The sequence below is a fragment of the Microbacterium sp. MMO-113 genome (genome assembly GCF_037148555.1).
In the GTDB taxonomy this organism is placed as follows: Bacteria; Actinomycetota; Actinomycetes; order Actinomycetales; family Microbacteriaceae; genus Microbacterium.
The window spans coordinates 829,903-844,821 of the sequence record NZ_JBBCTD010000001.1 but is presented as its reverse complement, the minus strand read 5'-3'; the positions used below and the strand labels follow the sequence as shown (position 1 = coordinate 844,821).

Here is a 14,919-nt window from a genome sequence, read left to right as displayed (position 1 = left end):
AAATCGTCGCGTGATCGATCTGCCTGGCCTCTCCTAGCTCTCAATCACCGGCGCGCGAACCTGCCATCCGATGGCGAACGCCGAGCGCTGTCAGTCCCGCAAGCAGCAGCAGCGCTCCCAGGGCGAGCGGGCCGGCGGGTCCCTCGGATCCAGTGAGGGCGAGAGCGCCACCCGGAGGGGGCGGAGGAGTGACGGCGGTCCCATTGGTGAGGACCACCGCGACCGTCGCGTCTTCGGCGACCGTGAGCGTCGCGCCGCCGTCGCGGACGTCGACTCCTTCGCCGCTGAAGCGCGGGCTCTTCCACGTGACGTCCTCCACGGCGCTTGGCGCCTTCTCGCGGAGCGTGACGACTGTTCCCGCCGGCAGATCCGCGAGTCCCTCGCTCTTCCCGGCGCGGAGCGTGAGTTCACCGGTGACGGTCTGCTCCGCGAGCTCGTACGAGTACTCCACGGTGAACGTCTGGTCCGCAGGAACCAGGGACGTCCCCGGACCCGTGACCTTCTTGGTCACCGTGAAGCCCCCGACCGGCGGCGGCGTGACCGTCGTCGGGTTGGTGAGCGTCACCGCGACCGTCGTGCCCCGTGCGATCGTGACGGTGGCACCGCCATCGGTGATCGCCACGCCCGTGCCGGAGAAGACCGGCGCCTGCCAGCTCACGCCGTCGACGTCCTCCGGTGTGATCTCCGACAAGGTGACGACCGTTCCCGCCGGCAGATCCTTCAGACCATCGGTCTCCCCAGACCGCAAGGCGAGCTCGCCCTCCACCGTCTGTCCTGCGCGCTGATACGAGTAGGCCACCCGGAACTCGCGACCGTCGGGGACCAGAGCCGCGCCGGAACCCTTGACCTCCTTGGTCACGGTGAACCCGCCGACCGGGAGCACCCCTTCGCCATCTCCCCCGCCCTGGGAGTAGATGACCGGTGTGCTCTCGGTGACCCACCGGGAGCCGGCCACGGTGTTGTGGAACGCATCACCGGGACGGACGTCGGCGGGCAGAGCCGTCTTGTAACGGAGCACGTAGATCGCGTCGGCGACGATCGGCGCGTCCACCGTCACCGTGAACGACTCGGAGCTGACCTCCGTGACGGTGAAATCGCTGCCCGACTGCAGCGCCGTGGACACGGTGTACTTGCCTCCCGCCCAGTCCTTCGCGAGTACGTACGCCACGGTGACGGACGCGGGATCGAGCACGAGGCCAGCCGTGAACGTGTCGGTGAGCGTCGGAGTCTCCCCGGCCAACGCGGAGGACGGGATGTTCACACCCCACGCGATGTTCCGACCGTTGAGCGTCACGTCGCCCCACTTGGTCGGGGTCGTCGGCGCCGGGAACTCCGGGACCGGCCCGATCCCGCCGGGAACGTCGACCGGAACGACGGTCCCGCCGCCCGTCGTGAACGGGATCTCCGTCAGCGTGGTCTCCTCGTCTGCCCTGGCACGGAAGTGCAGGGTGCCGCTGACGTCGGTGTGGCTGTCGACGTAGTCCGTGAGCGTGCACACGAGCTCACCGGTCGACACCTCGCAGGTTCCGACGGTCTGGCCGTCCGGCGCCGTCAGGGCGAAGGAATCCCGCACCCCGGTCAGGCTCGGGCTCGTCGGAAACGCGAGGCGGAACGTGTCCCCCGCGGTCGCCGTGTCCGGCACCGCCCAGGTCGCTTCGAACGCGATCCGGTCCCAGACCTTGATCTGGTCGGTGGGTTCGGTGATGGTCAACGAGGTGATCCCCGCCACCTCCGCAGCGCGGGCCGTAGCCGGCGTCGCGATGACGGCCGCAAGGGCCGCCAGACAGATCGCGAGCAGAGCACCCACGAACGTCGTCAGGCGCGTTCCCCGCGCGCCCGATCTGATTGCATGCTGAATGACTGGCACTTTCGACTCCCCAGATAATCGATGAACTCGCGCGGATGGCTTCTTCCGCGCGAGTGATGTCCCCAGGAAGGGATGCAGAACGGCGCATTCTGTTACGCGGTTCGGCCGAACGAGTTCTTCGCGGCACACGCAATATGCCGTGATCCTGCGGAAAACGGCGTCATGAAACGGTCACCTCGTCATCTCTCCTGTGACGGATCGCTTCCCCTTCCGACGCGTCCGTCCGTCTGTAGAGGCATTCGCCGTCTACCTGGTGCCGGGGGCATCGTTGTCTCTCCCCGCTCCCGGCACCTCCTTTCGCAGCGCGTCGATGCTCCACCGGTAGCGCTTCAGCCCGGCGAGCAGGATCGCGGCGGACGTGAAGACGAAGACCGGGTATCGGAACGGTGCAAGCGGTCCGAGGAAGAGGAGCATCGTCACGCCGAACGTCACCGTGAGCAGCGCGGCGACTCCCGCCGCGATCCGGGTCCACAGCCCGACGGCCAGCAACAGAGCGAGGGCGGTCTCCAGAGCCGTCGCCGACACGGCCGCCGTGTCCACCACCACGTCGACGGGGATCGGGACGAGCTGGGCCGTGTACGCACGGAAGATCGTCCACGATCCCCACGACACACCATCTGCCCCCGGGCCGCCGAGGAGCCCGAACCGATCGGCGACGGCGAGGGCGAAACTCGCCGCGACCGCGAGACGCACCGCGAGCTGCCCCACGTCCTCGATCCGACGACGCGTCTCCGCGTTCGGCCCACTCGTGGTCGTCATGGCTCTTGCTCCGATCCGGAGGCTGACGGGCGTCGAGACCTCCAGAGGAGAGACAGGAGAGCGCCGCGACGATTACGACAGACGCGACGGGTAGTAGGGCGGGTCGGACTTGAACCGACGATCGTTGGGTTATGAGCCCACTGCCTTAACCAGCTTGGCCACCGCCCCGTACCGCCCCAGCCTAGCGGGGCGAGGGCTCACGCCTCGCTCGCCTGCGTGTGCGTGGCCGCATGCTCCAGGTAGATCGCGGCATTCGCCAGTAGCGAGGCGCGTTCGTCGTCCGAGAGCGACCTGCGCACCTTCGCAGGAACGCCTGCCACCAGGGACCCCGGCGGCACCTCGGTCCCACCGAGCACGACCGCACCGCCGGCGATCAGGCAGCCTTCTCCGATCACGGCACCGCTGAGGACGACGGCCCCCATCCCGATGAGAGAGCCGTCACCGATCGTGCAGCCATGCACGACAGCGTTGTGCCCGATCGACACCCGTGACCCGACGAGGACGGGATGCCCGGCGTCGACGTGGATCGACACGTTGTCCTGCACGTTGCTGCCAGCACCGATGACGATCGGCGAGGAGTCTCCGCGAAGCACCGCGTTGTACCAGACGCTGGTGCCGGCTCCGAGCGACACCGCGCCGACGATGCGGGCGCCGTCCGCGACGAAGGCGGTGTCGTCGAGCTCGGGGGTGCGATCCGGGAGGGCGAGGACGGAGGCTCCGGCAGCGATGCTCATGAGGCGAGACTACCCTCACTCCCCCGGAATCACGCGGAAGTGAGTGGAGCCTCAGCTTCCTTGCGCAATGCCTGAGCCTGAGTAACGTTGTACTCGTCAGACAGAGAACTTCATTCGGAGGAGCAAGAAGATGAGCAAGGCCCAGACCGTTTCCACCACCGCCATCGACCCGACTGTGGCCGCCGGTGCGGCGCAGTTCCTCTCCCCCGTCGTCCTCGGCCTCCAGGCGCTGACCGTCAACGGCAAGCAGGCGCACTGGCACGTCCGCGGCGCCAACTTCGTCGGCGTGCACGAGCTGCTCGACACGATCGTCGCCCACGCGGGTGACTTCGCCGACACCGCGGCCGAGCGCATCGTCGCTCTGGGCCTGCCGATCGACGCGCGCGTGAACGCCGTCGCCGAGAAGGCCGGCGCCACCGGCGTTCCCGCCGGTTTCGCGCAGTCGGACGAGCTGATCCGTGCCGTGATCGCCGACATCGACGCGATCCTCGTCGATGTGAAGGCGGCCGTGGAAGGCCTCGACGACGTCGACCTCACGAGCCAGGACGTGGCGATCGAGATCCAGCGCGGACTGGAGAAGGACCGCTGGTTCCTCGTGTCGCACATCGCGGCCTGACACCACGTTCACGACGAAGGGCGGCTCCGGTCCGGGGCCGCCCTTCGTCGTGTGCGCGCCGCCTCAGGCGACGTGCGTGAGGCGACCGCCGAGCAGCGTCGTGGCGACCGGCATCGTCCGGAGCCCCGCCGCGTCAGCAGTGCGAGGATCACTCCCGAGGATCACGATGTCCGCGCTCTGACCGGGACGGAGCGACGTGCGGACACTCGCGTCGAGGGCCTGATCCAGCGTCAGCCGCTCCTCGGGATGCCAGGCGGCCCGGTCGTCGTCGGTGCGCCAGACCGCCGCGGAGATCGCGTGCCAGGGGTCGAGCGGGGCGACCGGCGCATCGGAGCCGAAGCGCACCTCCGCCCCCGCCGACAGCAGCGAGGCGAGGGGGTAGCCGATCGCGGTCTGCTCCGCCCAGTGGTGCTCGACGAGGTCGCGGTCGTCCACGGCATGCTGGGGCTGGACGCTCGCGCGTACCCCGAGCCGGGCGAATCGGGCGAGGTCGGCGTGCCGCACCAGTTGCGCATGCTCCATCGACCCCGTGGCACCGGAAGCGCCGAACGCGTCGAGGGCCGCCGTCACGGCGCGATCGCCGATCGCGTGCACGGCGACCTCGATCCCCGCGCCCGCCGCCGTGGTCAGCAGCGCCGTGAGCTCCTCCGGAGGCACCGTCAGCACCCCGTAGTTCGCGGGGTCGCCAGGGTAGGAGTGTGAGCACGCCGCGGTACGGGTGCCGAGCGAGCCGTCGCTGATCACCTTCAACGACCCGACCCGCACGAGGGATCCGACCAGCCCGGTCGGATCCGATACCGCGAGGTGCTCCCCCGTGCGGAGGCCCGCGGCGATGGCCCGATCGAGATCCACCGGATAGAACGCGAACTCGACACGGTGCGCGGCGAAGCCCGCGACGATCCGTCGCGGCCAGGCATCGGCGTTCCACGCCATGTCGAAGTCCACCAGACCGGTCACGCCCCGTGCCGCGGCGGCCGCCCCCGCACGGATGACCGCCTCATCGCTGTGGGCAGGATCGACGGCATTGAGCCGGCGGGAGATCTCGAACGCGTCCTCCTCGCGGAGCAGACCGTCGTCCCCGCGGAAGCCTTCGCGCGCCAGGGCCGCCGAGTTCAGCCAGACGCTGTGCACGTCCGCATTGATCAGGTAGGTGGGCACGACGCCGGTCTCGGCATCGAGCGCGGCCACAGATGGCCGATCCGGCCACAGCGCGTCCCGGAACCCCGTGCCGATCCGCCGTCCGTCCGGCAGCACGGGCGCGTCGCGCATCAACCTCGCGGCCCCGGCGGCCGAGTCCGCCGCGCCAAGCGGCACGCGCTCCGCGGCGAGGGCCCACTGCACGGTGTGCACATGGTTGTCCCAGAGCCCCGGCACCGCCCAGGCACCGTCGGCCTCGATGACCTCACCCCGCGCCGGCAGGGCCCCGGTCGGCGCGATGTCGACGATGCGTCCGTCGGCGAGGTGGAGGTCGACCGGCTCATCATCCAGCAGGAACTCCCGCCCCGGACCCACGGGGCGGACGGCACGGACCGTTCCGACCTCGTCGCCGAGGGCGCTCACGCCCCGCCACCCGTCCGTGCGTCCTGCGCACGACGCATCTCCGCGGCGAGGGCGGCGTTCTCGTATGGCCCCTCGGCGTGCAGCGCCGCGATCACCGCCTCGATGGTCTCCGCGGGCTTGTTCTGGCTCAGCTTCCGCTTGGCGACGACCTTCGTCGGGGTGAGGCGGAAGCCGACCGTCCCGGATTCGAGTCTCTCGATGAAGGCCGCGTCGTTCGGACGCTCCCACATCAGGCGCGGGTCGGGCACGCGCGACTCGAATCGCGCGACCAGAGCATCGAGCACACGGAGGTTCTCCGCGGTGCTGAGGACCTCGGGAACGCCCGACAAGTGCACCGCGGTGTAGTTCCAGGTCGGCACCGCGGGGACGTCGCCGTACCAGCCCGGGGAGACGTACCCGTGCGGCCCTTGGAAGGCGAGCAGGATCTCCCGCTGCCCGAGACCGTGGATGGCGTCGTCCGGGCGGCCCACGTGCCCCACGACGGTCAGATCATCGCGGTCGTCGTCGAGGAGGATGGCATAGTGCGAGGCGACCAGACCCGCCTCGGGTGCGCTCACCACCGTCGCCCACGGGTTGGCGTCGATGACGCGGCGGATCTCGGCCACGTCGGCGAGCGTGAAGCTCGGATTCTGTCGCATGGATCCCAGCCTAGAGCGGCGGGAGCCCCGGTGATCCCGCCCTCAGGCCTGACAGCGCGGGCACCAGTACAGCTTGCGGGCGCCGATCTCCTCCAGCGCGATCTCGGTCCCGCACACCCGGCACGGCAGACCGGCACGGTGGTAGACCCAGTGCCGGTCGTCGCGGCTCGCCATCGCTGCACGGTACTGCTCGGGAGACAGCCCGTCCATGGTCATCATCTGACCCGTCTCCACGCCGATGGCCAGCAGCCGCACCCAGTCATGCCAGAGCGCCCTGACGACATCCTCCGGGACGTCGCGGCCGGGCGTGTGCGGGTTCAGCCGCTGCCGGTAGAGCATCTCGGCGCGGTACACGTTGCCGATGCCGCTGACGACCGCCTGGTCCATCAGCAGCAGCGCGATCGGGGTCGGCTTCTTCCGCACGGCGCGGACGAACCGCTCCTCGTTCTCCGCCGGATCGCCGACGAGCGGATCGGGACCGAGCTTGGCCACCGTCGCCAGCATCTCCTCGGGAGTCTGCAACACGCAGGCGGTGGGACCGCGCAGGTCGGCCACCGTGATGTCGGTCATGAGGCGCAGCCGCACCTGACCCACCACGGGCGGCGGCCATTCGTCGACCTCGTCGGTCAGCCCCTTGGTCTGCTCGGACATCCGCACGTGGACCCTGGCGCGCCGCGGCGCCCCGATCGAGGCGAGGGAGTTCTCCCCCGCGTCGTCGAGGATCGCCTCGTCGAGAGTGGTGCCGCGCTGATTGGTCTGGCCCATCCTGCCGTTGGCCGACGCGATGGTGGGGTCGACGAGGATCTCCCCCGCGAAATCCCAGGCACCGTAGAGACCGAGGTGCACGCGCAGCCAGAGGTCACCCTCCGCTTCGAGGAACATCTGCTTGCCCACGGCCTGCACGCTCACGGCCTGGCGTCCGTCGAGCACCGCGGCGCCCTCGGCGAAGCGTCCCTGCGGGCTGGAAGCGCTCATCGTCTTGCCGACGAAGTTGCGATCGAACTGGCGCGCGATGCGGTGGACGGAATGTCCCTCGGGCATGTCAGGCCCGGGGGTCCGGGAGGAGCGAGCCGTCGCGCTCGAAATCGGCGATCTGTCCGATGCGCCGGACGTGCCGCTCGTCGCCGGAGAACGGCGTGGCGATGAACCGGTCGATCAACGCCGTGACCTCGTCGTAGGTGTGCTGGCGAGCTCCGATGGAGATGACGTTCGCGTCGTTGTGCTCCCGCGCGAGCTCGGCCGTGGAGAGGTTCCAGACGAGCGCCGCGCGGACCCCGGCGACCTTGTTCGCGGCGATCTGCTCGCCGTTGCCCGAGCCCCCGAAGACGACGCCGAGCGCCGGCACCCCTGTCGCCTGATCCACGACGACGGCCTGCGCCGCCCGGATGCAGAAGGCCGGGTAGTCGTCGAGCGCGTCGTACTCCACCGGACCGTGGTCGATCACCTCGTGCCCCGCGGCGCGGAGGTGCTCCTGCAGCCGCGTCGAGAACTCGAGTCCGGCGTGATCAGTGGCGATGTGGATGCGCATGGTCTCCATCCTAGGATCCGCTCTGTCCTCGATTCAGGGGGCGATGCCGGCTGCCGCGGGCTTGAACCCCGCGCGCACGTTCTCGCAGCACCCGGGACGGCAGACGTCGAACGCGCCGCGCAGATCGGTGACGTGCGGACGTTCCGCGTTCGGGCGACCCTGCAGGCGCTCCTCGATGAGGTCGACGATGCCCTCCACGAAAGCCTCGCGGACACCGGGCGTCGGCGTGCGGACGAAGGCGAGGCCCGCCTCCTCCGCGGCCTCGGCGGCCTCGGTGTCGAGATCCCAGAGGACCTCCATATGGTCGCTCATGAAGCCGACGGGGACCACGATGACCGCCTTGCGACCGCGCGCCGGGAGCTCCGCGATCACGTCGCAGACGTCGGGCTCCAGCCAGGGCTGCGACGCGGGGCCCGAACGGGACTGGTAGACGAGCTCCCAGGGCACGCCGGCGGCTCCCGGGACGGCCGCCCGCACCTGCTCCATCGTCCACTCCGACACGGCGAGGTGCTGCGCGGCGTAGGCCCCGCCCTCGCCCCAGTCGATGTCGCGGGCGCCGGAGCGCTCGGCGTCGGCGGTCGGGATGCTGTGCGTGGAGAAGAGGACCTGGATCTCGGTCGGCGCGAAACCCTGGTCGAGGTAACCCTGCACCGACTCCCGCACGCCCGCCTCGAAGGCCTCGACGAAGCCGGGGTGGTCGTAGAAGGGGCGGATCTTGTCGATGGTCACCGTCTCGCCGAGGCCGGTGTCGGTCAGTACGCGGGCGAAGTCCTCGCGGTACTGGCGGCAGCTCGAGAACGAGCTGTACGCGCTCGTGGCGAACGCGAGGAGGGTGGTGTGACCGTTGGCGGATGCCTCGGGCAGCACGTCCTCGAGGTACGGACCCCAGTTGCGGTTGCCCCAGTACACCGGGAGGTCGATCCCCCGGGCCGCGAGCGCCTTCTCCAGCGCCTCCTTGAGCACGCGGTTCTGGCCGTTGATCGGGCTCACGCCGCCGAAGTGACGGTAGTGGTGCGCGACCTCCTCCAGCCGCTCGTCCGGGATGCCGCGACCGCGCGTCACGTTCCGGAGGAAGGGGATCACGTCCTCCTGGCCCTCCGGGCCGCCGAAGCTCGCCAAGAGGATGGCGTCGTAGGCGACGGGCGTGGTCACATAGGGGTCGCCGCCGGCAGCGGCGGGCGAGGCAAAGGGAACGACATTCGGCTCGATCGCGGTCACCCCTCCATCTTCCCACCTCCGCGGACGACGAGCGTCCGCACGACCGTGACTATCCCCGGTTCGTGAGGATCGACGGCGCGCGCGTCGCTCTGGCGTAGGCTGTCATGGTTGCCGTCGGCGCCAACTGCGCCGACCCCCGGTTACATCCCCTCACCCCTGGGAGTACAGCTTTGCCTGGAGAGAACCTCACCCGAATCGAAGCGCAGGCGCGCCGCGACGTCGTCGACACGCACTCCTATGAGGTCGCCCTCGATCTGACCAAGGGCGCCGAGGTCTTCGGCTCCCGGAGCGTCGTGCGCTTCTCCGCGTCCCCCGACAGCTTCACCTTCATCGACCTCATCGCCCGCGACGTGCGCGAGATCTCGCTCAACGGAGAGCAGCTCGACCCCCGCGAGGTCTTCGCCGACTCCCGGATCGCACTCGCCGGGCTGCAGGAGGAGAACGTCCTCGTCGTCGACGCCGACTGCCTCTACACCAACACCGGCGAGGGCCTGCACCGCTTCGTCGACCCGGTGGACGGCGAGGTGTACCTCTACTCGCAGTTCGAGGTGCCCGACTCCCGTCGTGTGTTCGCCGTCTTCGAGCAGCCCGACCTCAAGGCCACCTTCCAGTTCACGGTGACCGCCCCCGCGGAGTGGAAGGTCGTCTCCAACTCCCCCACCCCGGAGCCCATCGTCCACGACGATGGTGTCTCGGCCACCTGGGGCTTCGAGCCCACGCCCCGGATCTCCTCCTACATCACGGCTCTCGTCGCCGGACCGTACGAGGCCACCTTCTCGGAGCTCACCAGCGCCTCGGGCCGCGTGATCCCGCTCGGCGTCTACGGACGCAAGAGCCTCTGGCAGCACCTGGACGCCGACTACATCTTCGACAAGACCCGTGAGGGCTTCGCCTACTTCGAGTCCAAGTTCGGCGTGCCGTACCCGTTCGCCAAGTACGACCAGCTCTTCGTCCCCGAGTTCAACGCCGGCGCGATGGAGAACGCGGGAGCGGTGACGTTCACCGAGACGTACGTCTTCCGCAGCAAGGTGACCGACGCCGTCAAGGAGCGTCGCGTCGTGACGATCCTGCACGAGCTCGCCCACATGTGGTTCGGCGATCTCGTCACCATGAAGTGGTGGAACGACCTCTGGCTCAACGAGTCGTTCGCGGAGTGGGCGTCCACCATCGCGACGGCCGAGGCGACCGAGTGGACCGAGGCCTGGACCACCTTCAACGCGATGGAGAAGACCTGGGCCTACCGCCAGGACCAGCTCCCCTCCACGCACCCGATCGTCGCCGAGATCAACGACCTCGAAGACGTGCAGGTCAACTTCGACGGCATCACCTACGCCAAGGGCGGCTCGGTCCTCAAGCAGCTCGCCGCGTGGGTCGGCATCGAGGCGTTCTTCGCCGGTGTCTCGCAGTACTTCCAGAAGCACTCCTGGGGCAACACCGAGCTCAGCGACCTCCTGACGGAGCTGGAGGCCACGAGCGGCCGCGATCTCGGCACGTGGTCGAAGAAGTGGCTGGAGACGGCCGGTGTGAACACCCTCGAGCCCGTCGTGGCCGAGGACGACAACGGCAGGATCTCGCGCTTCGCCATCACCCAGACGGCTCCGGCCGACTACCCGACCATCCGTCCGCACCGTCTCGGCATCGGCTTCTACTCGCTGCAGGACGGCGCGCTCACGCGCACCCATCACATCGAGGTCGACGTGGACGGCGACCGCACCGAGGTCCCCGAGCTCCAGGGCCTCGACCGTCCCGACCTCATCCTCCTCAACGACGACGACCTCGCGTACGCGAAGATCCGTCTCGATGAGAAGTCGCTCGCGACGGCGATCGCCCACCTCGCCGACATCCACGACCCCCTCGCCCGCTCGCTCGTCTGGGGAGCAGCCTGGGACCAGACCCGCGACGCGGAGACGGCGGCGTCCGACTACATCGACCTCGTTCTCGGCAACATCGGCCGGGAGACCGAGTCCACCACGGTCCGCACCACCCTCGCGCAGCTGCGCACGGCCGCGACCCTGTACGTCGCCCCGGCGGAGCGCGAAGCGGCACGGCTGAAGGTGGCGGATGGCCTCTGGGCACTCGCCGAGTCGGCGGAGGCCGGCAGCGACAGCCAGCTCCAGTTCGTCACCGCCTTCGCGAACAACCTGGTGACGCCGGAGCACGCCGGCATCGTCGGGCGTCTGCGCTCGGGTGAGGAGACTCTCCCCGGGCTCGAGGTGGACGCCGACCTGAGCTGGCAGCTCCTCGTCGGCCTCGCGACGATCGGCGCGACCGACGCCGGTGCCATCGACGCCGCGCTCGCCGTCGACAACACCGCGAAGGGTGCGGAGTTCGCCGCGCAGGCGCGCGCCGCTCTTCCGGACGCGGCCGCGAAGCAGGAGGCCTGGGATGCGCTGATCGCGCGCGACGACGCCCCGAACACGATCGTCCGCTCGGCGGCGCTCGGCTTCGTCCACCCGGCGGGTGCGGAGGTGCTCGGCGCCTTCGTGCCGCAGTACTTCGACATGCTCCTGCCGGTGTGGGAGTCGCGGACCTACCAGATCGCGCAGTACCTGATCGTCGGGCTCTTCCCCACCGCTCTCGCCGACGTCGCGCTGCGCGACGCGACGCGGGGCTGGCTCTCCGAGCACCAGGACGCGCCGCCCGCTCTGCGCCGTCTCGTGCTGGAGAACCTCGCGGACGTGGAGCGTGCCCTCGCCGCGCAGTCCCGCGACGCCGAGGACTGACCCTCCACCACCGACACGGGCCTCTGCCGCCGCTCTTCCAGCCGGCGCAGAGGCCCTCTCGGTACCATCGAGACGATGCTGATATCCGCTGAGACGACCCCCACGCCGACGCCCGCCGAACTCCCCCCGTGGGTGGTGGACATGCTCGCGCTGCTGACCAAGGTCGGCGGCAAGCTCCTCCAGATCGCCCTGATCATCGGCGCCTGCGTCCTCATCGCGCTCGTACTGCGCCGGGTGATCAGGCGGGTCGTGCACCGCATCGTCGACACCGCCAAGAACAAGGCCGCCGTCGACGACACGCAGGCGCTGGAACGCTCCCCGTTGGCCGACATGCGGCTGGTCCAGCGCACGCGCACACTCGGCACCATCCTGCAGAACATCGTCAACGTGATGCTCGTGATCGTCGCGATCATCCTCATCGTCAACGCGATCGACAATGCTCTCCTCGGATCGCTCACCCTTCTCACGGCGGCGGTCGGTGCCGGCCTCGGTTTCGGTGCCCAGAACATCGTCAAAGACGTGCTGAACGGCATCTTCCTCGTCGCCGAGGACCAGATCGGCATCGGCGACGTCGTCGACCTCGGGCTGGCGAGCGGCGTCGTCGAGTACGTCAGTGTGCGCGTGACCCAGGTGCGGGACGTGAACGGGACCCTCTGGTACGTGCGCAACGGCGAAGTGACCCGGATCGGGAACATGTCGCAGGGCTGGGCACGTGCCATCGTCGACATCGGTGTGGCGCCGGATTCCGACCTCGAGCAGGTCGAGCACATCCTGCTGGAGACGGCGCAGGGCCTGGCGAAAGACCCGAAGTGGCGCACCCGCATCGTGGAGAAGCCGGAACTGTGGGGCCTGGAGTCGGTGGACGGGGACGCCCTCGTGGTGCGCGCCGTCATCAAGACCAGGGCGAACGCGCGCGACGACGTGGCGCAGGAGCTCCGACGCCGTCTCCGGGCCGCTCTGCTGGAGAAGGAGATCGACGTGCCGCGTCTCGCGGACGTCGTGCCCACCGGACTGGAGGGTGCGCGCCGCGTCCGGGGCGCCAACCCGCCGAAGACGCGCCCCAACGCCGTCACCGGGGTGCCCGTCATCCCGGATCGCGGCATCTGGCGGCGCAAGAAGAACACCGGCGGCGACGGGAGTGCAGACAAGTGACGTTCTACGACGAGGTCGGTGGGCGCGAGACGTTCGCGAAGATCGTCTCGGTGTTCTATCGCGAGGTGGCCCTCGACCCCGTGCTCAAGCCGATGTACCCGGAGGAGGACCTCGGTCCGGCCGAGGAGCGCCTGCTCCTGTTCCTCGAGCAGTACTGGGGCGGCCCGAGCACCTACGGCGAGACCCGCGGCCATCCCCGCCTGCGGATGCGTCACATGCCCTTCCGGGTCGACCCCGACGCCCGGGATCGTTGGCTTCGTCACATGCGCACCGCCGTGGACGAGGCGCAGTTGTCCCCGTTGCACGAAACCACTCTCTGGGACTACCTGGAGCGCGCCGCCTATGCCATGGTGAACACATTCGAGCCGTCCGGCATCGGCACGGCACCGCAGGGGCGCACGACCCTGGAGACCCGCTCCCGTCAGGAATCAACGGAGACCCCATGACGACCACACCCCCGACCGCAGACGTCCTGGTGATCGGTTGGGGGTTGGCGGGTCTCGTCGCCGCCGCGGAGGCCCTCGAGGCCGGGCGTCGGGTCGTCATCGTGGACCAGGAACCGCGGACGAACCTGGGCGGGCAGGCGTGGTGGTCCTTCGGCGGGCTGTTCTTCGTGGATTCTCCGGAACAGCGCCGCCTCGGCATCACCGACTCGCTCGAGCTCGCGACCCAGGACTGGTTCGGCACCGCCGGATTCGACCGCCCCGAGGACGAGTGGCCACGGCGCTGGGCCGACTCCTACCTGCAGTTCGCGGCCGGCGAGAAGCGCTCGTGGCTCCGCGCCCGCGGTGTCGGCTTCTTCCCGGTGGTCGGCTGGGCCGAGCGCGGCGGCTACGGCGCCCTCGGTCCGGGGAACTCGGTCCCTCGCTTCCACATCACGTGGGGCACCGGGCCGGGGATCGTCGCGCCGTTCGCGGCCGCCGTCGAGCAGGGAGAGCGCGAGGGACGGCTCACCGTCCTCGCCCGACACCGCGTCGAGGAACTCATCCTCACCGATGGACGCGTGACCGGTGCGCGCGGGAGCGTGCTGGCGTCGGACGGCTCCGCCCGGGGCGTCCCCTCGTCCCGAGACGTGATCGGCGCGTTCGAGATCGACGCGACGGCGACGATCGTGGCCTCCGGGGGCATCGGCGGAAACCATGACCTCGTCCGCGCGGCCTGGCCCTCGCACCTCGGCACTCCCCCGGCGCACATGCTCTCCGGCGTGCCGGCCTATGTCGATGGCTCGATGCAGACCGTGAGCGCCGCCGCCGGAGCCCGCCTCATCAACGGCGACCGGATGTGGCACTACGTGGAAGGCATCACGAACTGGGACCCGGTGTGGCCGCAGCACGGCATCCGCATCCTGCCCGGGCCCTCGTCACTGTGGCTCGACGCGACCGGACACCGGCTCCCCGTGCCGCTCTTCCCCGGCTTCGACACCCTCGGCACGCTCGAGCACCTGCGGCGGACGGGCCACGACCACTCCTGGTTCGTGACCTCGCGGCAGATCGTGGAGAAGGAGTTCGCCCTGTCCGGCAGCGAGCAGAACCCGGACCTCACGGGGAAGGACGTGGCCCTGCTCCTCAAATCCCGCCTCGCGAAAGGGCCGACGGGGCCCGTGCAGTCGTTCCTCGACGAAGGCGAGGACTTCATCGTCGAGAACGACCTGGAGTCGCTGCTGGAGCAGATGGCGGCCCACCCCGGGGGCGAGCTCCTGGACATCGACGCCGTACGTCGCGAGGTGGTCGCCCGCGACCGGGAGATGGTCAACGAGTTCAGCAAGGACCCGCAGATCGGCATGCTGCGCTCGATGCGGGCCTACCGCGGCGACAAGCTCATCCGCACCGCGGCCCCGCATCGGCTCCAGGACCCCTCCGCCGGGCCGCTGATCGCCGTCAAGCTGCACGTGCTCACCAGGAAGTCCCTCGGGGGGATCAACACGGATCTCGACGGTCGCGCCCTGGATGGAAGCGGCGCGCCGATTCCCGGTCTCTTCGCCGCGGGCGAGGCCAGCGGCTTCGGCGGCGGAGGCGCGCACGGCTACCGAGCCCTGGAGGGCACGTTCCTCGGCGGGTGCCTGTTCTCCGGCCGTCAGGCCGGACGCGCAGCGGCTGCCCTCGGCTGATCCCGAGCTGCCCGCCG

13 protein-coding genes and 1 tRNA gene are annotated in these 14,919 nt (G+C 69.8%); 5 read left to right on the top strand and 9 right to left on the bottom strand.

The features are described from left to right. Nucleotides 1-40: 40 nt before the first annotated feature. The 4 genes from WFJ36_RS04030 to WFJ36_RS04015 form a co-directional block, all read right to left on the bottom strand. Complete coding sequence (locus tag WFJ36_RS04030; RefSeq protein ID WP_292789570.1) at nt 41-1,807, bottom strand: DUF5979 domain-containing protein; 1,767 nt, start codon at nt 1,805-1,807, stop codon at nt 41-43. Between the two features lie 306 nt (nt 1,808-2,113). After that, nucleotides 2,114-2,626 carry a hypothetical protein gene (locus tag WFJ36_RS04025; protein ID WP_292789568.1) on the bottom strand — a complete coding sequence of 171 codons (513 nt, stop codon included), beginning with the start codon at nt 2,624-2,626 and terminating at the stop codon, nt 2,114-2,116. 94 nt (nt 2,627-2,720) lie between these two features. Continuing rightward, nucleotides 2,721-2,794 (bottom strand) — tRNA-Ile (locus tag WFJ36_RS04020). 29 nt (nt 2,795-2,823) lie between these two features. Continuing rightward, nucleotides 2,824-3,360, bottom strand: a complete 537-nt coding sequence (locus WFJ36_RS04015; protein ID WP_336642697.1) for a gamma carbonic anhydrase family protein — start codon at nt 3,358-3,360, stop codon at nt 2,824-2,826. Between the two features lie 130 nt (nt 3,361-3,490). Between WFJ36_RS04015 and WFJ36_RS04010 the strand changes: the two genes are divergently transcribed. Beyond that, nucleotides 3,491-3,976 carry a Dps family protein gene (locus tag WFJ36_RS04010; RefSeq protein WP_071328569.1) on the top strand — a complete coding sequence of 162 codons (486 nt, stop codon included), beginning with the start codon at nt 3,491-3,493 and terminating at the stop codon, nt 3,974-3,976. 63 nt (nt 3,977-4,039) lie between these two features. Here the strand turns inward: WFJ36_RS04010 and WFJ36_RS04005 are convergent, their stop codons facing one another. Genes WFJ36_RS04005 through WFJ36_RS03985 form a run of 5 tightly spaced genes read right to left on the bottom strand, consistent with a single transcriptional unit; the run spans nt 4,040 to nt 8,920 of the window. Further along, nucleotides 4,040-5,536: an amidohydrolase gene (locus WFJ36_RS04005; protein WP_336642696.1), complete on the bottom strand. Its 1,497-nt coding sequence runs from the start codon at nt 5,534-5,536 to the stop codon at nt 4,040-4,042. After that, nucleotides 5,533-6,174 carry an FMN-binding negative transcriptional regulator gene (locus WFJ36_RS04000; protein ID WP_336642695.1) on the bottom strand — a complete coding sequence of 214 codons (642 nt, stop codon included), beginning with the start codon at nt 6,172-6,174 and terminating at the stop codon, nt 5,533-5,535. Before WFJ36_RS04000 ends, WFJ36_RS04005 begins: the two co-directional genes overlap by 4 nt. 42 nt (nt 6,175-6,216) lie before the next feature. Next, nucleotides 6,217-7,215: an Fpg/Nei family DNA glycosylase gene (locus WFJ36_RS03995; protein WP_025103401.1), complete on the bottom strand. Its 999-nt coding sequence runs from the start codon at nt 7,213-7,215 to the stop codon at nt 6,217-6,219. 1 nt (nt 7,216) lies between these two features. Further along, nucleotides 7,217-7,702, bottom strand: a complete 486-nt coding sequence (locus tag WFJ36_RS03990) for a ribose-5-phosphate isomerase (RefSeq protein WP_336642694.1) — start codon at nt 7,700-7,702, stop codon at nt 7,217-7,219. Nucleotides 7,703-7,735: 33 nt separating this feature from the next. Beyond that, on the bottom strand, nt 7,736-8,920 hold the full coding sequence (locus WFJ36_RS03985) for a ferrochelatase (protein WP_336642693.1): 1,185 nt from the start codon (nt 8,918-8,920) through the stop codon (nt 7,736-7,738). Between the two features lie 170 nt (nt 8,921-9,090). Here WFJ36_RS03985 and pepN point away from each other — a divergent pair, with 170 nt between their 5' ends. From pepN to WFJ36_RS03965, 4 genes are all read left to right on the top strand, one after another. Further along, entirely contained in the window at nt 9,091-11,643 is a 2,553-nt protein-coding gene (gene pepN, locus WFJ36_RS03980; RefSeq protein ID WP_336642692.1) for an aminopeptidase N, read from the top strand. A gap of 75 nt (nt 11,644-11,718) precedes the next feature. Continuing rightward, the gene (locus tag WFJ36_RS03975) at nt 11,719-12,795 is read left to right on the top strand and encodes a mechanosensitive ion channel family protein (RefSeq protein ID WP_336642691.1); all 1,077 of its coding nucleotides are present in this window, start codon (nt 11,719-11,721) and stop codon (nt 12,793-12,795) included. Then, nucleotides 12,792-13,241: a globin gene (locus WFJ36_RS03970; protein WP_025103396.1), complete on the top strand. Its 450-nt coding sequence runs from the start codon at nt 12,792-12,794 to the stop codon at nt 13,239-13,241. Before WFJ36_RS03975 ends, WFJ36_RS03970 begins: the two co-directional genes overlap by 4 nt. After that, on the top strand, nt 13,238-14,902 hold the full coding sequence (locus WFJ36_RS03965; protein ID WP_336642690.1) for an FAD-binding dehydrogenase: 1,665 nt from the start codon (nt 13,238-13,240) through the stop codon (nt 14,900-14,902). Before WFJ36_RS03970 ends, WFJ36_RS03965 begins: the two co-directional genes overlap by 4 nt. The last annotated feature ends 17 nt before the right edge of the window (nt 14,903-14,919 follow it).

Coding starts and splice junctions, on each gene's coding strand:
- WFJ36_RS04025 (WP_292789568.1), bottom strand. CDS start 2,626: ATGACGACCACGAGTGGGCCGAACGCGGAGACGCGTCGTCGGATCGAG.
- WFJ36_RS04015 (WP_336642697.1), bottom strand. CDS start 3,360: ATGAGCATCGCTGCCGGAGCCTCCGTCCTCGCCCTCCCGGATCGCACC.
- WFJ36_RS04010 (WP_071328569.1), top strand. CDS start 3,491: ATGAGCAAGGCCCAGACCGTTTCCACCACCGCCATCGACCCGACTGTG.
- WFJ36_RS04000 (WP_336642695.1), bottom strand. CDS start 6,174: ATGCGACAGAATCCGAGCTTCACGCTCGCCGACGTGGCCGAGATCCGC.
- WFJ36_RS03995 (WP_025103401.1), bottom strand. CDS start 7,215: ATGCCCGAGGGACATTCCGTCCACCGCATCGCGCGCCAGTTCGATCGC.
- WFJ36_RS03990 (WP_336642694.1), bottom strand. CDS start 7,702: ATGCGCATCCACATCGCCACTGATCACGCCGGACTCGAGTTCTCGACG.
- WFJ36_RS03975 (WP_336642691.1), top strand. CDS start 11,719: ATGCTGATATCCGCTGAGACGACCCCCACGCCGACGCCCGCCGAACTC.
- WFJ36_RS03965 (WP_336642690.1), top strand. CDS start 13,238: ATGACGACCACACCCCCGACCGCAGACGTCCTGGTGATCGGTTGGGGG.